22 protein-coding genes are annotated in these 22,358 nt (G+C 34.9%); 20 read left to right on the top strand and 2 right to left on the bottom strand.

What is annotated here, in order from left to right; genetic code table 11:
- Window positions 1–134: 134 nt before the first annotated feature.
- The 7 genes from JST55_14555 to JST55_14525 all read left to right on the top strand — a co-directional run bounded on the left by JST55_14555 (window position 135) and on the right by JST55_14525 (window position 2,878).
- Window positions 135–293 carry a hypothetical protein gene (locus tag JST55_14555; GenBank protein ID MBS1494733.1) on the top strand — a complete coding sequence of 53 codons (159 nt, stop codon included), beginning with the start codon at window positions 135–137 and terminating at the stop codon, window positions 291–293.
- A 14-nt stretch (window positions 294–307) separates the two neighbouring features.
- A complete protein-coding gene (locus JST55_14550; protein MBS1494732.1) occupies window positions 308–544 on the top strand; it encodes a hypothetical protein in 237 nt (78 codons plus the stop codon).
- 7 nt (window positions 545–551) lie between these two features.
- Complete coding sequence (locus JST55_14545) at window positions 552–848, top strand: hypothetical protein (GenBank protein ID MBS1494731.1); 297 nt, start codon at window positions 552–554, stop codon at window positions 846–848.
- A gap of 18 nt (window positions 849–866) precedes the next feature.
- Window positions 867–1,121 (top strand): hypothetical protein, encoded by a 255-nt coding sequence (locus tag JST55_14540; protein ID MBS1494730.1) that lies wholly within the window; start codon window positions 867–869, stop codon window positions 1,119–1,121.
- 17 nt (window positions 1,122–1,138) lie between these two features.
- Window positions 1,139–1,654 (top strand): hypothetical protein, encoded by a 516-nt coding sequence (locus JST55_14535; GenBank protein MBS1494729.1) that lies wholly within the window; start codon window positions 1,139–1,141, stop codon window positions 1,652–1,654.
- Between the two features lie 11 nt (window positions 1,655–1,665).
- Window positions 1,666–2,289 carry a pentapeptide repeat-containing protein gene (locus JST55_14530; protein MBS1494728.1) on the top strand — a complete coding sequence of 208 codons (624 nt, stop codon included), beginning with the start codon at window positions 1,666–1,668 and terminating at the stop codon, window positions 2,287–2,289.
- 184 nt (window positions 2,290–2,473) lie between these two features.
- Window positions 2,474–2,878 (top strand): hypothetical protein, encoded by a 405-nt coding sequence (locus JST55_14525; GenBank protein MBS1494727.1) that lies wholly within the window; start codon window positions 2,474–2,476, stop codon window positions 2,876–2,878.
- Between the two features lie 1,288 nt (window positions 2,879–4,166).
- Here JST55_14525 and JST55_14520 read toward each other — a convergent pair.
- Window positions 4,167–4,382: a hypothetical protein gene (locus tag JST55_14520; GenBank protein ID MBS1494726.1), complete on the bottom strand. Its 216-nt coding sequence runs from the start codon at window positions 4,380–4,382 to the stop codon at window positions 4,167–4,169.
- A 311-nt stretch (window positions 4,383–4,693) separates the two neighbouring features.
- On the opposite strand from JST55_14520, the gene JST55_14515 reads away from it, so the two are divergent.
- The 13 genes from JST55_14515 (at window position 4,694) to JST55_14455 (ending at window position 21,588) form a co-directional block, all read left to right on the top strand.
- The gene (locus JST55_14515; protein ID MBS1494725.1) at window positions 4,694–6,268 is read left to right on the top strand and encodes a hypothetical protein; all 1,575 of its coding nucleotides are present in this window, start codon (window positions 4,694–4,696) and stop codon (window positions 6,266–6,268) included.
- A gap of 461 nt (window positions 6,269–6,729) precedes the next feature.
- Entirely contained in the window at window positions 6,730–8,256 is a 1,527-nt protein-coding gene (locus JST55_14510) for a hypothetical protein (protein ID MBS1494724.1), read from the top strand.
- Entirely contained in the window at window positions 8,253–9,875 is a 1,623-nt protein-coding gene (locus JST55_14505) for a hypothetical protein (GenBank protein MBS1494723.1), read from the top strand. The genes JST55_14510 and JST55_14505 overlap by 4 nt, the downstream gene beginning before the upstream one ends.
- Window positions 9,875–10,393 carry a hypothetical protein gene (locus tag JST55_14500; GenBank protein ID MBS1494722.1) on the top strand — a complete coding sequence of 173 codons (519 nt, stop codon included), beginning with the start codon at window positions 9,875–9,877 and terminating at the stop codon, window positions 10,391–10,393. Before JST55_14505 ends, JST55_14500 begins: the two co-directional genes overlap by 1 nt.
- A gap of 8 nt (window positions 10,394–10,401) precedes the next feature.
- Window positions 10,402–11,571: a hypothetical protein gene (locus JST55_14495; GenBank protein MBS1494721.1), complete on the top strand. Its 1,170-nt coding sequence runs from the start codon at window positions 10,402–10,404 to the stop codon at window positions 11,569–11,571.
- Between the two features lie 28 nt (window positions 11,572–11,599).
- Complete coding sequence (locus JST55_14490) at window positions 11,600–12,568, top strand: hypothetical protein (protein ID MBS1494720.1); 969 nt, start codon at window positions 11,600–11,602, stop codon at window positions 12,566–12,568.
- 82 nt (window positions 12,569–12,650) lie between these two features.
- A complete protein-coding gene (locus JST55_14485; GenBank protein ID MBS1494719.1) occupies window positions 12,651–15,308 on the top strand; it encodes a PD-(D/E)XK nuclease family protein in 2,658 nt (885 codons plus the stop codon).
- Between the two features lie 10 nt (window positions 15,309–15,318).
- Complete coding sequence (locus JST55_14480) at window positions 15,319–16,491, top strand: peptidase (protein ID MBS1494718.1); 1,173 nt, start codon at window positions 15,319–15,321, stop codon at window positions 16,489–16,491.
- The gene (locus tag JST55_14475; protein MBS1494717.1) at window positions 16,488–17,000 is read left to right on the top strand and encodes a GNAT family N-acetyltransferase; all 513 of its coding nucleotides are present in this window, start codon (window positions 16,488–16,490) and stop codon (window positions 16,998–17,000) included. Before JST55_14480 ends, JST55_14475 begins: the two co-directional genes overlap by 4 nt.
- The gene (locus JST55_14470) at window positions 17,001–17,381 is read left to right on the top strand and encodes a DUF559 domain-containing protein (protein MBS1494716.1); all 381 of its coding nucleotides are present in this window, start codon (window positions 17,001–17,003) and stop codon (window positions 17,379–17,381) included. It abuts the gene before it with no gap.
- Between the two features lie 436 nt (window positions 17,382–17,817).
- Window positions 17,818–18,207 carry an SgcJ/EcaC family oxidoreductase gene (locus JST55_14465; protein ID MBS1494715.1) on the top strand — a complete coding sequence of 130 codons (390 nt, stop codon included), beginning with the start codon at window positions 17,818–17,820 and terminating at the stop codon, window positions 18,205–18,207.
- 2 nt (window positions 18,208–18,209) lie between these two features.
- Entirely contained in the window at window positions 18,210–21,050 is a 2,841-nt protein-coding gene (locus tag JST55_14460; GenBank protein ID MBS1494714.1) for a UvrD-helicase domain-containing protein, read from the top strand.
- Window positions 21,051–21,159: 109 nt separating this feature from the next.
- The gene (locus JST55_14455) at window positions 21,160–21,588 is read left to right on the top strand and encodes a hypothetical protein (protein ID MBS1494713.1); all 429 of its coding nucleotides are present in this window, start codon (window positions 21,160–21,162) and stop codon (window positions 21,586–21,588) included.
- Between the two features lie 183 nt (window positions 21,589–21,771).
- Here JST55_14455 and JST55_14450 read toward each other — a convergent pair whose 3' ends face one another.
- The gene (locus JST55_14450; GenBank protein ID MBS1494712.1) at window positions 21,772–22,170 is read right to left on the bottom strand and encodes a hypothetical protein; all 399 of its coding nucleotides are present in this window, start codon (window positions 22,168–22,170) and stop codon (window positions 21,772–21,774) included.
- Between the last annotated feature and the right edge of the window lie 188 nt (window positions 22,171–22,358).

Here is a 22,358-nt window from a genome sequence, read left to right as displayed (position 1 = left end):
GAACTATAGATGATATAGAGCAAAGCGTGGGAATTTTAGAAAAGCTTGCAAAAATATTCGTATCAATAATCTCAATATTTAAATCAAAAGGAGCCCGCTGAAGGACGGGACTGAGCAAAGCTCACTAATAATTTATGCAGAATTGGAAAACAACATTTGGCGGTTTGCTAATGGCACTTGGTACATCGTTGATTAGTTCAACAGGCAGGGTAATGCAAAGCGCGGGTTACATTTGTCTTGGAGTAGGCGGATTAATAACAGGAATATCAGCAAGCGATGCTTCAAGAAATTAAAACAATAATTACAGATGCCGCCGGAAAATAATACAAGTAACTTATCAAAATATTTCACGTGGGAATTTATAAAAATTCTTATCCTTGCCTGCGGAATAATGGGATGTTTTTTTGAAATGAAAACGGAAATAGAATCAATAAAAGCAGAGTATAAACATATAAGTGAAACTATGAGTGAAATGAAAAAAACTATGAATAAGAAGTTTGAAACATATGACGAAGAAATAAAAGAATTTTATAAATCAAAATAATTAGAAAATGCCACTATCGGGAAAACCGGCACCAACTAGTTTGCAAGTAGGCAGTGAGGCTTATTTTATTTACAATAATGTTCTTCAGAAAGCAAAAATTGTAAGTACATCAACCGAAGTTACTAATCCGAATTCAGACTCTTCAGGGGTGACAAAAACGATATATCACCTTGAAGGATTTTCAAGACCGTTCGAATCTGAATATCTGTTTAGCAGTTATCAATTACTTTTAACATACCAAAGTACTTTAGTAGGGATATTGATTGATTTCCCGGGTCTAACTCCATCAGATCCTTTAGAATAAAATTAAAACTAACAATTCATGCCAATCTCAAACAAACCTGTTCCGACAAGTTTACAAGTCGGAGAATTCGGCTGGTTCATTTATAATAACGTACCGGCTAAAGCAAAAATAATTAAAACTGTATCGGATGTTTCAAATCCAAATAACGATTCGAACGGTATACAGGTAAATTCATATTTTTTTGAAGGCTATACAGTGAAATTTTCCAGCTCACAGGTATATGCATCAAAAAGTTCATTAACTTCAGCAATAACCACTTCAACACCATCATAAAATTAAAAAAAATATAAATGGCAACTTACGCAAAAAATACAAAAAGAATCCGTCTTTTTGGCGGAAATGATTTACAGATTTATTTCGGAGCACAGTGGCATCCGTTAGGTCATATCATAACGGGTACTCTTGAAGATAAAACTGACTCGCAAGAAATAACTTTTGCAGATGGGAATTCAATTGATATTGACGGAAAGAGAAGAGTGAAGCTCACCGTTACCCTTGCGCAAACATCAAAAGACGAACTGGAGCTTATTGATGTGCTAAGAGATAATGTTTATCCGGTTTATTATAATAACGGAGTCGTTAACGGGAAAAAACAAACATTCTATTTCCCGCAGGTGAATATTATTCCTACAATGACTCTTAAGTCACCGGATAATCCTCAAAATATTGTGCTTGAGATGAGCGTGCAGCCAATGGAAAGCAATGTCACAGTTACAACAGATACACTTGTTCCTGCAGGAGAGACTGTCGATTCAGGCAGCGCTGTAACAAGTCAGAATAAATTTTACGCAATTATAGAAAGATAAATACATAGATTATGGCTTTAGCAGGCAGACCACAAAAATCCAAATACCAGGTAGGAGATATTGTATATTTCCTTAATAATGCAAAGGGCATTTCATCCTCTGTAATAAAAATACAAAGTGCGGTTACAGATCCGTTTAATGACAATGCAGGAGTTCAGGAGAATTTATATAATCTGGAAGGATTCAGTAAATTATTTTCTGAGCAAGAATTATTTGACAGTATGAATGCCTTAATTTACAACATTAAAGGTGATTATTTGAATAAATTTCAAGGTTTAGTGGTGGTCTCAGGTGACTATGAAATAGTAAATTCTAATTTCTCCTTTCTGGATTTATCAAATTCTGTATTTGAATCTCTTAACTTAGAGAATTGTAATTTTGAAAACTCAAATCTTTCCAATGTAAAATTTGATTGGAGTAATTTGTCGAATAGTTCTTTTAAAAATGCAATATTATTTCAAGTTTCATTTACTGATGCAAGTATCTTAAATGCGAATTTTATTGGAACTAAATTAACAGGTGCGACAATGCCTGCAAACTTTGAAAGTAAACAGGATTTTAAAGCAGCAATTGGTGAAGATAATTGGGATCCAGTTACAACGATTTGGATAGACGGATTACCGATAGGAAATTAGTTTTGCCTCAAAATATTTTTCTTCGTAATAACTTATATTAGCTTTTGTTGATTTAATTATTCATTGTAAATTCTAAGTAGTTAATATTCTTAGAACATAAGTTTCAACAAAATGTATATGTAAACCCACTAATGGAATTTTAACAACATTCTTTAACTACTTTTTCAAAAATTTTAATAAAAAATTGGAAGAAAATATTAAAAAATACAAATTCTCCTGCGGACTTGAAGCCTCGCAAGAAGAACTTACTTTAGATCAGGATTATCAAATAATGGATTTAATCAAATCCGTTAATCTAACTGACCTTGGTAAAACAACTATCGCTGACCTTATCAAAACCCTTAGCGAAAACAAACTTATTGAAAAATTTCTCAGTATTATTTTTTCAATCAATGTCGAAGAAGATATCAAGGGATTTTCAAAACTGAAGAACTCTGAACTTAAGGAGGTTGTAGCCGATTTTTTTATCTTAAATCCTATAGCGCTCGACTTATTGAGAGCTTTAAGGAGCGCTGCGGATACATCGATAATGAGCCATCAGTCATCAGATTCAGAGCTGACTCCGGAAACTACGATACAGGATTCTTAAAAAATACTTTTGAAGATGTCATTTATAAAATTTGCAGCGGAGATTTTACAAAATATGATGAAGCAAAAAAAATGAAAGTAAGCGCGGCTGGTATATATTTAATTATTAGGGAGAAGGAAAATTTTATTCAATGGTGGGCCAATAATAATGAATAGCTGAATTTTTTTTGAAAATCTGAAATTATTTCAATTTTAGTTGCCGGTGCAGTGCCGCTGCTTTCAAAGCCTGAAAGTGTTAGCGGAGTTCTCGCCGGCAATTTTTGTTTAGATAGTGGATTTTAAAAAAGCGGGAAAGGTAAATTTCAGTGATAGGTGTTATTTGCTAACATAAATTCGTCAATTAGGAAAGGGTAGGATTTTCATATTCTTGTGGTTGTTGGTCAGGAAGACCAACAACGGCTTAAATGAACAATCTGAACATTGGAGCAGATACTTTTAAGAACCGGGAGTTCTCTTTTTAGAATTTGTGAAAATATTTTTTGTACTTCCTCTAAAGTATTTTCCTTGTTGAATTTTATAATCTGTACCTCTCTTAAAAGATTTATACCAGGTCCCCCGTCAGCGTAGCCAATTTCTTTAGAGTTATTTTCTTAAATTTGATCCTTTGAAAAGGTTTTCTATAAAATTCTTTATTTTTTTAGAATATTTCTTAACATCTTCCCAAGTTGGAAGTGTAGTATCATGTTTTGCCATTTAGTATTATCCAAAGAAAGCTTTAGAATTAAAAGGAGCAAAGTTTGATAAGTCAAAGCTACTCACAGAAGTTATAGACTTTAAAAATCAATACGCAGAGTCATTTGGCCAAGAGATTGATTTAAAAAAGGAAATCGGAATACTGCAGGAAGAAATGAATACTATGTATTATTACTTTAGAAATTAAGTTACATATTCCAAATACTTTTTTTTACTTTTTCTTTATAATTTTCCCAGCCTCCGCATTTTTTAATTCTATAGAGAATACCAATTAATCCTGCAATTATCATAAGAATATATATTTCCATTTTCCATTTTTTAAGTTTACGAATTAAATTCTATTAAAATACAACGTATAATAATCTTTACACCATAAAAATATGTGGACTAAATAATAAAGTCAATAGTTAAATGAAATAAGTAGTTGTTGGAGGGTTGAAGCGTAACATATTTTTTAACGCCGTTGTTGGGGTTCCTCACCAACAACTACATAAAAGAGGCGAGGAAGGTAAATTTCAGGAGCAGGTGTTTATAAAAAATAAATTCGTAAAACAGGCAAAGACAGGGTTTTCATATTGTCCGGAGCATAGTAATAATTAATAGGATATGGATTTTCCGTTTGACTTTTCCTGCTCTTCTTTCTTTTGAATTTGTTCAAGACGGACTTTTTCCTGAGCAGGTGAAAGTGATTTAGGATAAAAAAAATTATCCCTTAAATCTTCACGTATAGCCTGTTTTTCTTTTTTGTTAACGAAAACTGTTAAGAAAGCACCAATTATAGTTACTATTATTACAATAATAAGTTCAAACATAAATTTAACAAGTATCGATTAAGTTTTTTCACTATTTAATAGTTTCATGGGATTTTTTCTTACTTCTTTCTTTTTCAAGTTTGTTTAATTCTTTAAGGGATTCCCATAATCCTTTTCGTGTGGATTTGGGATTTTGTTTACTCGCCCAAATAAACAATAAATCAATAAATATTATAATTACTGCCCCAAGTATAACAATTGTCCACATACCATAAATATATTAGGGCTAAGAAATAAAGTCAATACAATATTTGATTAGCCTTGATTACTTATGCAAAAATTCAAAAAGCTAAAATTTAAATAAGAACTCGATGAATTCATTTTCAAAAGAAATAGAGGAGTTTAATAAAACAGTTTCCGACACTACAGTCGGTTTGAAAACACTGAATAGTATTATAAAAGATATAAACAGCGACACTCCCAATAATCGTTTTACTGAAAGAGACTTTGATCCAAGAATAGTATTACCAAAGCTTTTATTTGGAATTGATATTCCAACAACAAAAGAAATTCAGGGATCTCAAAATAACAGTAATCTTTATTGGGATTTAGGAGAACTTGCACTTAACATTGTAACGGCTTATATGACTCGTAATAGTACGCTTGGTAAGCCGACTGAGTTGTTGATAAGTGGTAACCAAACAAGCTATTGGGAAATGATAAAGATGCTTGCAGTGGGTAAAAGAGATCCGGATTCACCGCAGGGTCCAATCTCAAAAGTTTACCCTGAAATTCTTCCATCACCACTGGAAATTGCAACATTTGTATCTTTTGTTCGTGATAAACTTGGTCCTGCAATTGCCTCCGTATTTGTACCGGGAAGTCAGATTCCTTTAGCTGTTATGGGCTTTGTTCAGAGTTATGTAAACAGTCAAGCAGGAGATTTTTTATATCATCTTTATAATCAGTATAATGAACCTAAGGAAGGAAAACTCTTAAAAAATAATTATACCCCTACTCTTCCTTCACAAAATAATGCCGATTATTTCTGGACAACACATACTCCTGATCTCCCTGATTATTTAAAGCGCAAAGATGATGATGATGTTGTTCAATATAAGGAAAATAAATCATCAATTAAGGGCGGGGATTTCGGTCTGGGTTTAGAGGATAATCCTTTTGCTTTTGGCGGATTTAAAAATTTTAAGAGAAATGCACTTTCAATATTAACAAATAATCAAAAAAAGAAAACACAACAAAAACGGCAAAAAGTCCGCAAGCCCCCAAAACCCAAAACAACTCCCGATGAAGATTTTAGAGATGAGTTTATAAATAATCTCTATAACCAGATAAAAACAGCTTTTGAATTGAAAGGAGCAAAGTTTGATAAATCAAAACTTCTCACTGAAGTTATTGACTTTAAGAATGAATATGCAGAAGCATTTGGTCAGGAGATTGATTACAAAAAAGAAGTAGGAATTCTTCAGGATAAACTTAACTCACTAACCGGTGAAGATGCTGAAACTTTAAAAGAAAGAGTAGAGCTTCAGGAGAAGCTTAACGAACTCAACGAGAAAGATTTTAAAAATAAACTTCAGTCGCATCTAAGCGGCTTCACTGTTAAAAGTCTAGATAATATCGCCGATGAACTGTACGGAAAGACAACTGACGATTACGAAACGCCGGGAAGAAATTATTCAATCCCTTCAGACCATTACAGAAAAAGACCTCCAAGAGGACAAAGAGCGGGAGGACTACCTGAGGAAGAAAAAGACGGGGCCAGAGTTTCTGATGCATACGGCACTAATAGAAATCCAGCTAAGTTAGCAAAAGGTCAGGACCCTTACAAAGTTTTCGAGCAGGCTTACGGCGAAGCGCGAAAACTTGGCGGCTCTCTAAATACTATAATGCGCAATCTTCACATCCGCAATTTCGTTCAATGCTAAAGTTTTTATATTTTAAGCTTTTTCTAAACATATTTATAATTCGTTACAAATATTCAATTTCGATTATCACTTTTTTCCTTTTGCTTCAAATTGAAACTAATAATTAATAATATTACAGCGAAAAACATAAACGCCGGAATAAAAATGTGTTCATTTTTAAATTTTTCAATCAGGAAAACATCGGTAAATAATGCCGCCAAAATACATACTACACTTAATAAAAGTCTTATGAATTTAACTTTATCATATCCGGTAAATAACCTTTTAAAACTTTCCTTAGGTGAAGTATTAAAATAAATTTTAAATCTTCCTTCAAAAATTAATGCTGCGAACAAAACCGCTATAAATTTTAAAATAACTAAATAAGTTGACTCTTTCAAAGTAGATGCTTTAAAATATATTCCAATATAATTTATGGCATTGGATTTTTCAACATAAAAATAAATTTGTAAAAACAAATTATGGAACTAAAAACTTTAAAATTAAATGAATTTTTCAATGAGGATAATCTTAAATATTTGGATACCTTAACTGATAAATTTTTGAAAGTAAAAAATATTATTCAGCAGACTTCTGACAGCGCGGACGAATTCGTTTCAAGCTTTTCATTAAACGATGACGATCCGCGAAAAAGAATAAGGGAACTGGAAAAGAAGCGTAAAGAAACAATTGCTGAAATGAATAAACTAATAGAAGATTGGATGTTTGACACAGGAATGTCTGCAGTAGCAGAATTTGGCGGTGAGGAAGGAAAATTTGCAGCTATAATTACTACTCTAGTTAAAAAATCTATCACAAGTAATGTTGAAATAAGGGAGATGGGTGATGATTTTCATAATAGAGATAATACGAATGTAGCTCCAAAGGAACCAATTTTAAATCCTGTTCCTTACTTCGAACAACAAGGTTTGGACACAAATAATGTTGATTTTAATGATCCTAAATGGAAAGAATACTTCCAAAGAAAATATAAAGAATGGCAGGAGTATAATGCTAAACACCCGGTAAAGAAATATGCTCAAGACGGAGAAGATATCGATTTTGACACTATATTGTCTATGATATCTTATCTTTCCGAATCAGTAGCCCCCTACATAGAACTTTATGATACAGGAAAAAAAGTTCTTAAAGGACGTGAGTTAGATAAAACAATAGAAGAAATAGATGAAGAGCTGGAAAATCTTAAAAAGAAAATTAATGAAAATGAAGGTAAAGACGAGAACAAAAGAGGTCCATCGGATCCGTCAAAAGGTCCATCACAAAGGTTACCCAATAATCAAGGTGCCGGAAATAAAAACGTTGAAACTACTACAACAAATCTTAATAATTATACAAAAACAAGTTACGGTTCATTCAATACTGAATATGAAGAAAGACCTTCTATTATTCAGATATATAAAACAGAGCATCGGGAAAAAAATCTTGCAGGAGGTGCAAAGCAAAACAAAGGTCCTGACCCCTACCAAGTTTTCGAGCAGGCTTACGGTGAGGCGCAGAAGCTCGGCGGTTCACTAAGAACTATAATGAACAATCTTCACATCGGAGCAGATACTTTTGTAGGACAACTGATTGACGGATTCGGCACAGCGCTTACAGTAATAGAAACTATCCTTGCAGCTATTCAGGCAGCGCAAGCAGCAAGCGGGTTGTTTGGATTTTTAAAAACGGGACTTTCATTTATTCCGGGTATAGGTCCGGTTGCAGCAGCTGCAGTATCTGCAGTTGGTCCTAAAGCAGGAGGCGGAATGGTATGGGGAGGAAGCACTTACTTAGTAGGTGAGCACGGAATGGAGCTGTTCACTCCGAATGTAACGGGCTCAATCACATCGCACCGTGAAATCCTTCAGCTTGCAGGAAATGTAAAACCTCAGCCGCCTGTAATACATACCGTAAGAGAACCGTACATTGTAACTACTTCAATAAGAGGAACAGATTTAAAACTTTCACTGCAAAGAACAGAGAATAGAATAGGGAGGGAACGCTCATGAGCCAGGAATCATACTTAATAAAACAGTACAGTCTGCTTTCGGGAGAGTATGAATTTCATTTTATGGGAAGCGTACCTAAAGATTTAAACATTTTTGATATCTCTGAGCTAAGCCAGGGATTTGAAGACCCTGATAACGACGATACTTCAGTTTATCCTTCCGGTATAGAACTTACTATAGATGACTTCGATGACGAATCTGCAAATTACAATTACTTTGTGAATGTACTGAACTTGTACAATAACAGGTTCCCGTTTAATTATGAACAGGTTTTTTATTTATTGATTAAAAGAAATAATGAAAATTTTTTTAAAGGATATCTTGAAAGTGTAGATAGAGATGTGAAAGAAAAACAGATTGTGCTGCGGTTTACAGATGGAATAAGCAAGCTGAAGAATACAAACCTCGGCGACCCGCGCCTGCTGGATTACCTCCACCACAGAGGACTAATTCCCAGGACAACACTGCAAATTGAAAATATTTCAAATCCAAATGACCCTATGATAAGGGCGCATCAGTACGGATTCAGTATCAATGCCGTAAACACGCAAATAGGAACAACGGGAAATTATACTTTAAAGCCGGGCTCTATATATGCCCCCAGAGAAAATGACAAAGATATAAATCTGCTTGGATTTATAACAGAGCTGTTTAAAATTTTAAATCCTGACATTCAGATTGAATTCGATTGCAGACTTAGATTTTATAATAATACGGAGCTATTATCCGAACCGGTTGAAATGGTAGGAATAAGAAAAATTCTTGCTAACCTGATAGGCCGTTATTTAGTTTTTAAAAAAGGCGTGCTGCGTCCTATAATAGGAGTTACGGATTCCGGCGATAAATTCTCCCAATCATTTGAAAGAGTCTATGAAGATGATGAATACATTACTTACTATCATAACTGGAACGGTGACTATCCTCTTATAGGTTCGGGTAATCCGCCGCCTGTTACTCTTGTTCATTATAACCAGGGGCTTGGACCATTAAAAATTAACGAACTCTTGAAAACTTTAGCGCGGAATCTTTTCTCGTATTATTCATTCTCCAGCTTTGATAAAGTATCGTGGAAGCATAAAAGAATTTTCACAAACTACACTGAACTCAAAAGAATTCTCAGCATGAATGTTGTTGCAGCGCCGACTAAAATAAAATTTGTGCGTGTGAGCGATGCTTATAATAAAATTGAAAACAGCTCAGGAAATATCGGAACAAGCGCAACTCTTGAAGAGCCGGATAAACTGGAGTACCAAATTCCGTTTACGGCTATATCTGAAGAATATCCCGAGCAGAGCAGATTATTTTTTTTCAGTTCACATCTTGCAGATTATAAAGTATCAGCTGCCAAACTAAAAGACCTTGAGAACGATGATACAAATCCTAACCCTGATTACATTCAGCAGAGAATTGCTACAAGTGAAAGAAATAAAAAAGATGAAGGGTATTTACAATATGAAATAGAAGTAGAGGGCATTGATTACGATTTTTGCGAGACATATAAAATAACGCGCTCTGCAGAGTTCGGTGTGCCCGGTCCGCAGGTCTTTCTGCAGCCGGTTATGATGGAAAAAAATCTTCAGGAAAATAAAACAAAAATTACAGGAGTGAGAATAAAATAATGAAATTTAATTACGTAAACGGCTGGAAGAATCCGAGGCTTACAGTCTATGACAGATACAATAATTTTGTAGGTAATTATACCTTCAATGAATTGAACGGAGAAGGCATGGTTGAAAGCCACGAAGAGGTTGTAATTCAGCGGGAAGACCTGAATAAGCAAATGAAAGAATATTTTTTAGGCTACAGGCTTCACTTCACGCTATACTACAATCAGTTCATTAATCTTGATACACTTTTTAAATTTAAAACAGTAGTAGATTATCAGCGCTCGAAAAGTGAATTATCTCCGTTTAAAATATATCTTACACCCAATGAAGATAATCTTGCAAGAAGATTTGAAGTGCTTTTTGCCAATGAAAATATCGAGCTGGGTTTGATAAAAACAGATTTCAGGGCTTACGGAAATAAAGGAGTTATCTTAAAGCTTCAGACTGTAAATCTTGAAAAAGCTTATCCGCTGTTCGACCCCGCAAATATTCCTTACTTTAATTTTTCCAGTTATCACAATAAACAATAAAATAAAATATGCCATCAAGAGACATTTTCTGGATTGGTCAGGTAACGGGCGATACATATCACCCCGATACAACACTTACCAATCCTTACTTAAAAAACATTAATACGCTTGAGCAAATAACTGCCTACCACATAGGTAACGGCGGCTATGTTGCCAAAAATATTCCCAATGGTGATTACACATTTCATAAAAACGACGGAACGCTTATAGAAAATATTCTGGGCAACGGCCTTGAAGGAACACGTCATTACTTCGATGGAAATGTGATTGGAGAAGAAATAATTTCAGGAACAATAAATAAAGATAGGCTGCCTAATGATATTCCCAAATCAAAAATCAGCGGGCTTGCTGCAGACTTAAGTAATCTCAGTTCATCCATTACAACGGGTCTTGCAGCGAAAGCAGGTCTTGCTTCTAATAATGATTTTACGGGACCAAATACATTTGAGCAGATTATAACTATCCGCCAGCCTATCTCAACTGATTATGCTGACCCTGATTTAGACTCCGCGCCGAATAATTTAATTACCAACGCAAGGCTTGAGTATAAGATTGCTCATTATCAGGGCTATGCCGAGTCTGTAAATTATGCAAGAGTTGCACCGGGAGTAACAGCTCAACAGGGAAAAGTTTACCCGACGATACAAGGAGCAGTAACATCATTTGCAAGTCCTTCATCAATAAATATCTGCAAGGTTTTAATACAGGGTATGGGAACTTCAGCAACATACATGCTTCCCGCAGCTTCATGTATGAAAAGTTATGTGAACCTTGTAGCAGCTGATAGAAGTGTAATGATAAGTTTTCAGAATGTAAACTGTTCGGAAAAAGTAACGATTGAAAATGCAACAGTTGTACTGGGCGGGGGCACAACAAATAACGGCAGCACTTCTGCAAGAATCTGGTCAGGTGTAAGTTTCATAAACTGCAGAATTTATCATTTCAGAAATTTTACATTGAAAGGCGGCTTGCTGGAAAACTGTACTGTTATTTCTCCCAATGGAATTACGCTTACCATTGATAAAGACGGCAGCAATAATTTTACCGATGTGATAAGCTCAACCTTCAGAGTACAGCCGCAGATTACCGATGAAGCGAACTATACAGGAGCAACGGATATCACAGTAATTCCTGCACTGAAAGTAATTGAAGATTTTACTTCAGGAATAGAATCTTAATAAAATTTTTAAAATTAAAAATATATCCATGAAAAAAATTATTATAATTTTTCTGTTGATGCTTACAGTATCAAACTGTTTTTCACAGGTAAGACAAAAACAAAAAATAGGACTTACCACTTTAACTGACCAGGATAACGAATTTACAATCGACAGGCAGGTAAGATTTATAAACGGCGGAGTGTTCGGCGCAAGCGCATCATTTAACAGCGGCGCAGTATTAAACTCGTCTTCTCTGCTTTTATTAAACGCCGGAATAACGGGCTCGGGATTTATAACATTAACTTCCGGAAATATAAATCTGCTCAGTGGTAATTACCTGCTTAACGGAACCAGCATAAATTCATTATTCTCCGGATTGAACTCTCCCAATACATTCGACAGAGCACAAAGTATAGATACTTTGAATTCTAATTCACTTCTTAATTTTAATTCAAAAGGAATAAATGCCCTACAAATAGATACAGGCGCAACATTGTATGCTGACCATTTCGATTTTATTGCTAAAGGAGTTAAGAAAGTCAGCATCGATAATGACTCCAATAAAATTAAAATTTATTCCGGCGCAGACCAAATTTCACTATGGAACAATAACGGTGTGCTTGATATAAACGCACCCGTTGTTTCGCACGGCGGCTTTCAGGCAGACGGAGTAACAATTAAAAACAGTCTTAACATATCCGGTTCGCTTAGTTATCCGCCTTCAACAGTTGTAAATGATACGGTCTTTGCAAATTCAGGAACAATTTTTACAAAAACATTAGCGGCAAATACGTCATTTAAGCTCTCAGCATTGAGCGACGGACAGACAATTACATTCGCAGTTGCAAATACTACCGGCAACTATACTGTTTCATGGCTTCCGCTTGACGGTTTAAGTTTATATTGGAGCGGAAACGTTACTCCCACTCAGACAACAGGAAATCATGTCGATGTTTATACTTTCAGAAGAATCGGAAGCGATATTTACGGAAGCGTTGTGCAAAACTATAAGTAAGTAAAGTTTAAAATAATTCCCATCTCACGACAATTTTTTGAACTAACTTTACTCTATTTTTATTCTAAATTGTACACTAAGAATGAACAGGGTAAAGTCAATACAGGAAATTTATAACTCCGCAAAGCAGTACGACTGTGTGCTCACTACAGATGCTGCGCTTGCAAGAGGATTAAACCACTTAATCGATACTCCGCGCTTCGGAGTTTTTGCAGTTACTCCGCGTCAGCTTGCGCAAAAATACTCCGATATACACTTCGCAAAAATTTATTCCAAATTTGAATTTGTAAATATAGTTTCAAAAGAAACAGGAAAGCCGTTCAGGCTTGTTCACGCGCTTACGGAAAATATTCTGAACGTGTGGAACCAGTCAGGCTTGCTTGAGCTAACTGAAATTCATTTAACAGATGAAGTTAAAGAACTGCTGCCTTTCTTTGAAAAATATCCGATGCTCGAGTTTGTTATGCAAAGCTTCAATGAAAGTTTTTTTACCGGTAAAAAAATAGCGGTAATAGGGAAAGAGTTGTTTAATGAACTTGACTTGCAGGTCCTGCCAAAAAATGTTTTTTATGATGAGATTAATATATTCACCGATGAAAAATATAACATAGATAGAGCGTATCTTTTTGGTAATACGAAAACTCTTATCGATAACGTGATGCAGCTTTTAACAAGAGAAAATATGAACAACGCTGCAATTGTGCTTGAGCCGAACTCGGATTACAATATTCTTCTTCAGACAAGGTTAAAAGAAGAAGGTATAGATGTTCTTATAAAAAATACTTACAATGAAAATCTTATTGTAAGGTTTATGCTGGGGCTTATAGAAAATTCTTTTCAGTTCGATCTGCTCAGCGCAAAAGATTTGAAAGAAGCGGGAGAGCTTTTCGGATTTGATATCGATACAAGAATAGAAGATTACAATCTTGAAGTAGTAATAAATTCAAATGCTGATTCAAAGCTGAAAGCTCTTTATAAAATGATGAGCGAAATTTCGAAATATACTTTTGGAAAATTAACTGATGATTTAATAAAGAAATTCGGATGTGATGAGTTGAATCAGTTTAAAATTCTGCTGAATAAAATCGGATTTGCTGATGAAAATATTTCGGAAGATAAATTAATTGAACTGAAATATATACTTGAAAATTTTGATATCGGGCAGTCTGAAAAAAGAAAGGGAGTGCTGTTTGCCGATGCGAAGAACTCGGCGTTTATAAATCGCGACATAATAATTTATCTCGGACTTGATGAAACGTGGAGTATTTCCACCAATGAAAAACAATACATTGATAAAGCGCGTGAAGATAAAATTAATTTAGAAAAATTTGAAATACTGCTTCAGCAGGGAAGCGAACGATTGTATTTCGCTCAGGAAGTAAAAGATAATAAAGAGGTGTTACCCGCTCCTTATTTTTCCATCATTGAAAACAGAACGATAACAGATTTTAAAGATAAGATTTTTAATCCTGTCTTTATCTATGGAGAATCAAAGTCAGAAGAAATTAAGAATAATGTATTATCGTTGAATGCAGATATAGAAGAGATTAAGAGCATTGCGCCGACTCCGCTGAAAAGATTTGTACTATGTCCCGCAAAATATTTTTATGATACTCTAACACCGCAGAAAGATGCTCCGTATTTTTTAAAAGGTAACCTCATCCATTACTTCGCTGAGTTTTATTTTCACCATCCTGAGTTTTGCAAAGAGAATTATGCGAAGATCATGGATTATATATTGAAGAGATATTCCAACGTAATCACAAAATCAGAAGCTGAAATAGAAAGGACCAATTTCAAAATTGCCTTGGATAATATTATGAGTTTTCTGGATATGAATCCCGTGCAAAAAACTCCTTTAGAGCAGGATGTGAGAACTGATAACGAGCTGATGGAATATTTCAAAAAGAAAAAAGTTTACGATAACACTGAAAAGGATTTACCTAAAGATTTCATTTTAAAAGGCAGAGCTGACTTGCGCGATACAAAAACACTGGTTGATTACAAAAGCGGAAGCTCGCGCTTCAATAAAAAAGATTTGCCGCTGCTTACAAACATAGATTATATTTTTGCAAACGAAGAAGAAGATTTTGATTTTCAGGCGATCTCATATCTTGCCGCGCTTAAGAATGAAAATCCTGACCAGGAGAGATTAAAGTTTATATATAATTACGTCCTTGCTAACAGAAAAAATCTGCTTGATGAAAGATTAAGAGGCGAAGTAACTTTAACACAGTTTACCTATATAGATTTAACTTTTGCTCAGTATCTTCAGACGGAAAATTGTTATGAGTACGTGAAAGAAAATGCAGTTAAAGACTGCAAAAAATATTTTGAAGTCCTTAACTTTGCGCAGTACAAAGGAATTTTCGACGAAGTTGATTTAGAGCAGATTGATTTCTTTGATAAAGAGTCTGTCTCAAAAGTGTTGTGTAGGGAAATAATGCGCTCGCTTGCTATTGAAGGACATAACTATAAAACTTTTCGCAAGCGTGAAGAGCGGACTTACATAGATGAACTTAAAAAAGCCGCGGAGATATTTTCAAATGTAAGATGCAATGAGGGATTGATATTCAAAGACGATGTGAAGAAGTTTGTATCGTTTGTAGAAAAAAAACTGAGTGAACTGAATTCATACAGGAAGAATAATTTTCCAGCGCTTCCGGTATTTGAAAGCAATCAGGTCTGCAAAGACTGCGATTACCTGAATATGTGCAGAGGAAATTTACTCTGGAATTAAACTAAAATATTTGAGCAGCGATATAAATTATATAGAGGATTTTAATTACTTCTGGCAGACTATCAATGACGATTACTGTTACTTTGATAAAAAGCAGACAAACTGGAACAAAGTTAAAGAGATATATTCACCGCTGATTGAGAAAGTAAAATCAAGAGAAGAGTTTATTTCAATTCTTGAAAATGTGTTTGATGAAATTTATGATAATCACGCATCGCTGAATACAAATACAGGTAACTCACCAAGACTTGTGCCTTCAGGAACTGATTTCATGGGGGAATTTATAGATGATAAGCCAATACTTGTTGATATTAAAAGAGAAGTTTGGAATTCAAATCCTGATTTGAAAACAGGAATGGAAATTATTGTTGTGAATGATGTTCCGATTGAGGAAACAATAAAAAATTATATAGGTAAATCGTTAAAAGTTATTGATGACGATGCAAAAAATTACGCTCTCAATAAAGTACTTGCAGGCAGAAGAGGAAGCAAACGAAAGTTAATATTGAAGTTAAACGGTGAAGTGAGAAGTTTTTTATTTGATGAATATAAAACTGAAGATAAAAAAGAAATGGTTGAATATAATATTAACGATGGAGTAGGTTATATAAAAATAAACAACTGTCTCTTTGATAATGATGTGATAAAATATTTTGATGAGGCGATGGAATTGATGAGAAATACTAAGTCAGTCATCATTGATTTACGTGATACTCCCAGCGGCGGTAATACAACGGTTGCTCGTGCCATACTCGGCTGGTTTGTAAGTGAAGATAAATTTTATCAGAAGCACGAATTGACTGCAGAAGAAATTGCGACCGGTATAAAAAGGAGCTGGATGGAAATAGTTTCTCCGAGAAAAGGAAAGTGTTATTCCAAACCAACTTATGTCCTCGCAGGCAGATGGACGGGAAGCGTGGGAGAGGGCATTACAATCGGATTTGATGCAATAAAAAGCGGAGTCATCATAGGAACAAAGCTGGCGGGACTTTGCGGAGCGATTTATTCATTCGAAATGCCGGACAGCAAAATAAGATTTTCATTTCCCGTGGAAAAACTTTTTCATGTAAACGGAACTCTGCGGGAAAAATTTATTCCTGAAGTTGAATTTGATTTTAAACGGCTTTCAGGTAATGAAGATGTAATATTAAATGAAGCCATAAAAATTATTAATAATAAATGAGTATAGAATACCGTGAATTAAATCCGTCCGAAAGTAAAAAATATAGAGTGATAAGGCTCGAGTGTCTTCAGAATGCGAGTGAAAATTTCGGAGCGACTTACGAAGAGCAGGTTAATATTCCTGAATTATATTTTGAAGCAGCGATAAGAAACGGTGATGCAAATAATAAAATCTTCGGTGCGTTTGAAGGTGAGAATTTAATTGCTATCTGCGGTTATAAAAGAGAGACGGGAGTAAAAACGAGGCATAAAGCATTGCTTGTTCAGGTATATACAAAGCCTGAGTACAGAGGAAAAAATATTTCTTATGAGCTTATGAATTTTATGATTGAAAAAATATTTGAAGACGAAACAGTTCAGCAGATCACACTTGGAGTGGTATCAGATAATATTTCAGCTGTAAAAACATATGAACGCCTAGGATTTACAGAGTACGGATTTCATAAAAATTATTTTAAAGATGGTGATGAGTATAAACATCAGTTGTTAATGATGCTGGAAAGAAAATGAATTGAAGTGAAATACTTTAATCTTCATAAATATAAAGATAAGAGACAGGAGTTAAGAAATGATTCTACAAAAGCAGAGATAATGTTGTGGTCAAAGTTAAAGAATGGAAATTATCTTGACTTAAAATTCAGAAGGCAGCATGGTATAGGAAGGTACGTCGTAGATTTTTATTGTACAAAATTAAGATTGGTAATTGAAGTAGATGGAGATTCACATTTTACAGAGGATGCAATTGAGTATGATAAAATTAGAACTGAATATTTTAATACTCAAAGAATTACCGTGTTGAGATTTACGAATACAGATGTTTATAAAAATATAAATGGAGTATTGGAGGAGATACAAAAGTTTATTGAAGACCACCCCCTACCCCCTCCTTAGAAAAAGGAGGGGGCTTGAGAGGGGAGATTAATTGCTTTGCTAAGACTGTATTATAAAAATATAATAAGTGTGCTTTAATTTATAATAAATTTTATAGTGGACCACCCCCTACCCCCTCCTTAGAAAAAGGAGGGGGCCTGAGTGGGGAGATTTATTGCTTTGATTAAATTATTATGTGATTTAACCTATAAAAAAATTTTAGAGAACCACCCCCTACCCCCTCCTTGGAAAAGGAGGGGGCTTGAGTGGGGAGATTTTATGTTTAGCTTTAGTGAATAGGTGAACATTGTTTAGAAGAAATTGCTTTAGTATAAGTACCATTTATCATTATGAATGTAAAAAATAAATCGAAAGATTTTTAATATGCCCTTCGAGCCCCCTCCTTTTTCTAAGGAGGGGGTAGGGGGTGGTCAAAAAGAAAATTAAACATAATTATATGAACCCAACACAAATAGCCGAAACAATTGCAAAGCAGCTTGAAGCTGCATGGAATGAGGGGAGCGGAGAAAATTTTTCTCAACCGTTCACTACACAATCCGATTTTATAAATATCCGCGGAATGTTTCTTTCAAAAGGAACAAAAGAAAAAGTTGCGGAGGGACATGATGCGATATTTAGTTCATTCTATAAGGACAGCAAAATAATTTATGAAGTTTCCGATGCTGAGTTTTTGAATGAGCAAACTATACTTGCACACATTAAAGCTGAATTGAGTGTGCCGCAGGGACCTCTTGCCGGAACGCATAATTCAGTAATAACTGCTATTCTGATTCCGGAAAACGGTGAGTGGAAAATAAGAGCGTTCCATAATACGTTAGTTAAATAAAATTGAACAACCAGGATAAAATAATAAATAACACTGAGGGAATTTATTTAATCGATGCGGGAGCGGGGACGGGGAAGACGTACACGCTTGTGAAACGTTATCTGAAAATTCTTGAAAAGGGATTGAAGCCGGAGAATATTTTGCTCGTTACTTTTACCGTAAAGGCGGCGAATGAAATGAAGAAGAGAGTGTTGAATGAAGCGGAGAACTCAGGACTGATTTCTAAAATCGGTTTCAGAGATTTTATCGAAGCTCCGATAATGACGTTCCACTCATTCTGCAGTAAATTATTAAAGATGTACGGCAGAAATGCGGCATCGTTCCTGGGAACGAGAGAAAATATCTCAGCTAACTTCAGACTGATAGAAGAAAATTATTATGAAGAAAAGCTGTTTGTAAAATTTTATAATCAGTTTGTAAAACGCGCAGGAAAAAAGTACGAAGATATTATAAAGAGTGTGGGCGGAAATCCGCTTGTGATATTTAAAGCAATAAAGAAGCTATCGAGCAAAGGAATTTTCCCTGCTAAAAACGGTTTTGCAGAAAAAGATAATCAGAGATTAAAAGGGAACTATGAAGAGTTCGGCAAGCTCTTTGATAAAGTAAATGAACCCTGCATGGGAGTAAGAGGTGAGAAGCAGAATGAACTGTATAAAAATATTTTAGCGAAGATAAGCTCAAACGCATATATAGATTTGCCGGCAGATGAAGAAGTTCTGGAAGGAAAAAGAGCAAACAGCAAAATGAAAGAAAAAATATTTGAAGATGAATCGCAGGAGGTATTGATAAAATTTACCAATGAAATTTATTATTCGTACATAGAATATTTACTGAAAAGAAATTTACTGAACTTTGATTTTATGGTGATGTTTGCTTATCTGCTATTGAAAAACGACGCGAATGTAAGAGCGGCAAACAGATATGATTATATAATGATAGATGAATTTCAGGATACAGATGAAATTCAGTTCAAGCTTATGATGCTGCTTGCAAAGGAAAATAAAAACGGCAGCGCAAACTTATGCGGAGTCGGGGACTGGAAACAGGGGATTTACGGATTCAGAAATGCAGAGATAGAAAACATAATTGAGTTTGAACAGCGTCTTGCAAAATATATAGAAGAGCTGAATGAAGATACTCAGAGAATAAATTATGCGGGGGATAAGATTGAAAGAATTATGCTTGATGTTAATTACAGAAGCTCGAGGGAAATACTTGATGTGAGTTATCATACGCTTTTTACCGAAGGAAAAAAAGATGAAGATATTGATATGGAGTTTGTAACGAATTTATTCCCATCTCCATTGGAGAATGCCAAAGAGTTTGAAGGAAAGACTGAAATAAAATTTTATACAGGTGAGGATAGAAAAAGTGAGAGAAGAATTATTCTTAATAAGATAAAAGAGCTTGTTGATAATTCGAAATATTTTATAGTTGAGTTTGATGAGAAGGGAAAGATTAATTCAAAACGTAAGATTGATTTTAAAGACATTTGTATTTTATCGAGAGATAAAAGTTTCGGACTTGAACTGCAAAGAGAAGCGTTGAAGAATAATATACCTATGAATTACGAAGGCGGGCTGGAGATATTTTCGACTCAGCATGGAATACTAATCCTTGCCTGGCTGAAATTGTTACTCTGGAAAAATGAAATAAGCGCATGGATACCGATACTGGAAGCTGAGAATTATTCACACAGTGAAATTACAAAAATTATCAGAGGAGAAACGAAGGAAGACAGATTTACCTGTGAAAAAATCCCTGCTGAGATATTACAATTTATAGATGAATTGAAATCAAAAGACAGTGTTCTTCTGCAGGCAGAAGCAGTTCTGAAAAAATATAATCTGAAAGATGAAATCGGCAACAGACTGATAACGATAATTTCACAGCTGATGTCATCTGATTTTTTATCATTGAATGAGCTTGTGAAAACTATTGAAGATTCGGCGAGACTTGAATATGATATCGAGCTTATAAACACCGATGATGCAGTATCAGTTATGACGATACATAAATCAAAAGGGCTTGAGTTTCCTGTGGTGATTCTTGCGAACTGCAATCAGAAAATATTTCCTTCAACTAAAGGAGAAAGCGACAGCATAATATTTGATGAAGTACTGGGATTGAGAAACAAGAAGGTCTTTGGTGAGAAGAACGGATATAAGTATGTGTTCAATAACTGGAAAACGGATTTATCCCTCTGCGTCACGAAAAGTTCAGAGTACGATGAAGAGCGAAGATTGTTTTATGTTGCCGCAACACGCGCAAAGCAGTATTTGTATTTTACTGCATCGAGACCTTCACAGTTTTTTATTAAGCTCGCTGAGAAGAATGATATTGAAGCTATAGAGAATTATATATATGATAAAGAGATTAAGATTAAAAAGGAGCAGAAGAAGTCCGAAGCGGGAATTTCAGCACTCAAAAATTACTCATCAAATGAAGACGATGAGTTTGACTCTAGTGAACCCTCCGAATTTGAAACAAGCTTCCGAAGATATGTGCGAAGATTAGCCAGCGGTATTAACATTCTCCCGGAGATCGAAAACGAAGCTGATGAGATGAAGCAGGCAATCGTGAAATTCGATGACATGCTTTATGAACTTAAGCGAACCGCCGGGCAAATCGTAATTGATGCTGAGTTTCATTTCCCGCATAAAAACGGAGTGAGCCGGGGAGTTATTGAAATCGCCGTGTTTAAAGATGACTCAATTGAGTTCATTATTATCGGTGATGAAGAGCGGGATGCCAAAAAATTGGAGTTCTATAAACACGCCATGGCGCAGATTCATAAGATGAAGAACGTCAGCGGCAGAATATATTCATTAAAAGCCCTTTAAATCCCTCATTTTTACCCTTTTTTAAGTCTCTCAAAAAATCTTTTAAACACCATTAAACCTTTAGCTTAGTTATGTTGTCTTACCGTAGAATTTAAACTTAACTATACAAATGCTAAAAAAACTAAACTTAACCCTCGTAGTGATGCTGATCTTTGGATTATTTGCGATGAACTCGTATGCCCAAACCAGCGACCAGACGAAGACGAAGAAAACACCTGAGCAAAAAGCCGAAAAAATGGCTAAAAAGCTTCAGGAGAAATTGAGCCTATCCGATGCTCAGTACAAATCGGTTTATGACCTTGCTTTGACACACATTAACCAGAGAGCAAGTCTGAAAAGTCTCGATAAAGAGTCCAGAAAGACAGAAATGAAGAAGATGAGAGAGGACCATGAATCGCAATTAAAAAGCATTTTAAGCGCTGACCAATGGACGAAATGGGAAGGTCTTAAAAAGGAAATGAAGGAGAAGCATAAAGACCACAAGAAGGACGGAAAAGGCAAAAACAAGATGAAATCGAAAGAAAAACCCGTAAAATAACTCCAAAATCGCAAGTTTTGAGACAAAGAGAGAAACGTAGTTTTCTCTTAGGGGATGCCCGCCGGAACGCCAGAGCCGAGCGGGCGTTTTTTTTTAACACAGATTTTTATGATGGCTATGATTTCACAGATAAAAGCGTAAAACAGTCCGGAATTGCAAAATTTGATACAAAAGCCTGATTTTTTAATGGAATCGGGCTTTTTTTATTTTACAAAAGTTACGCGAAAATTTGGAAAGTGAATATAAATAATTGTTAAATCTTTTATTTATTTCCAGATTATGTAAAGTTGAATTTATCTTGCTGTTTTTACTGCAAATAATTGGATGGAAAACGGGATTTTTTGTGAGTTTTGGGTCAGGATGGGTTTGCGTTGGAATTTTGGGTTTGTTTTGATTTTGACGGGGCGGATGCCCCGACAATTTTATATCATACGCTTGGATTGGTTTGTTTTTTTTGGTTTGGTGTTTATTGTTCTTTTTGGCTTGGTGCTTTTTTTCATAAAGCTTCGCTTTATGTGTACTTTTGTCTTGATGAAGATTGTTTTTTTGCTTGATGTGTTTGTTCTTTTTGGCTTGATCCAAAAAGAACCAAAAAAATCAAGGCTCCTATAAATTTCCCTAAAAATCACTTCGAAAGTCTGCTCGAAAAGAACTCGTCCGCCTTCGGCGGACTCAAACAGCTTTTCTCGCGACGACTGTTCTCGTGATTTTCTTAACGGAAAATTTATAAGGCCGGCAATCCTTATGTTTAAAAGTTCCGATTTTCAATC

Source organism: Bacteroidota bacterium, from assembly GCA_018266835.1.
GTDB lineage: Bacteria > Bacteroidota > Ignavibacteria > Tepidaquicellales > Tepidaquicellaceae > JAFDZO01.
This window is presented reverse-complemented; position numbering and strand designations above follow the sequence as displayed.

Coding starts and splice junctions, on each gene's coding strand:
- JST55_14495 (MBS1494721.1), top strand. CDS start 10,402: ATGCCATCAAGAGACATTTTCTGGATTGGTCAGGTAACGGGCGATACA.
- JST55_14465 (MBS1494715.1), top strand. CDS start 17,818: ATGAACCCAACACAAATAGCCGAAACAATTGCAAAGCAGCTTGAAGCT.
- JST55_14520 (MBS1494726.1), bottom strand. CDS start 4,382: ATGTTTGAACTTATTATTGTAATAATAGTAACTATAATTGGTGCTTTC.
- JST55_14490 (MBS1494720.1), top strand. CDS start 11,600: ATGAAAAAAATTATTATAATTTTTCTGTTGATGCTTACAGTATCAAAC.
- JST55_14545 (MBS1494731.1), top strand. CDS start 552: ATGCCACTATCGGGAAAACCGGCACCAACTAGTTTGCAAGTAGGCAGT.
- JST55_14500 (MBS1494722.1), top strand. CDS start 9,875: ATGAAATTTAATTACGTAAACGGCTGGAAGAATCCGAGGCTTACAGTC.
- JST55_14535 (MBS1494729.1), top strand. CDS start 1,139: ATGGCAACTTACGCAAAAAATACAAAAAGAATCCGTCTTTTTGGCGGA.
- JST55_14540 (MBS1494730.1), top strand. CDS start 867: ATGCCAATCTCAAACAAACCTGTTCCGACAAGTTTACAAGTCGGAGAA.
- JST55_14505 (MBS1494723.1), top strand. CDS start 8,253: ATGAGCCAGGAATCATACTTAATAAAACAGTACAGTCTGCTTTCGGGA.
- JST55_14530 (MBS1494728.1), top strand. CDS start 1,666: ATGGCTTTAGCAGGCAGACCACAAAAATCCAAATACCAGGTAGGAGAT.
- JST55_14510 (MBS1494724.1), top strand. CDS start 6,730: ATGGAACTAAAAACTTTAAAATTAAATGAATTTTTCAATGAGGATAAT.
- JST55_14515 (MBS1494725.1), top strand. CDS start 4,694: ATGAATTCATTTTCAAAAGAAATAGAGGAGTTTAATAAAACAGTTTCC.
- JST55_14550 (MBS1494732.1), top strand. CDS start 308: ATGCCGCCGGAAAATAATACAAGTAACTTATCAAAATATTTCACGTGG.
- JST55_14555 (MBS1494733.1), top strand. CDS start 135: ATGCAGAATTGGAAAACAACATTTGGCGGTTTGCTAATGGCACTTGGT.
- JST55_14475 (MBS1494717.1), top strand. CDS start 16,488: ATGAGTATAGAATACCGTGAATTAAATCCGTCCGAAAGTAAAAAATAT.
- JST55_14485 (MBS1494719.1), top strand. CDS start 12,651: ATGAACAGGGTAAAGTCAATACAGGAAATTTATAACTCCGCAAAGCAG.
- JST55_14455 (MBS1494713.1), top strand. CDS start 21,160: ATGCTAAAAAAACTAAACTTAACCCTCGTAGTGATGCTGATCTTTGGA.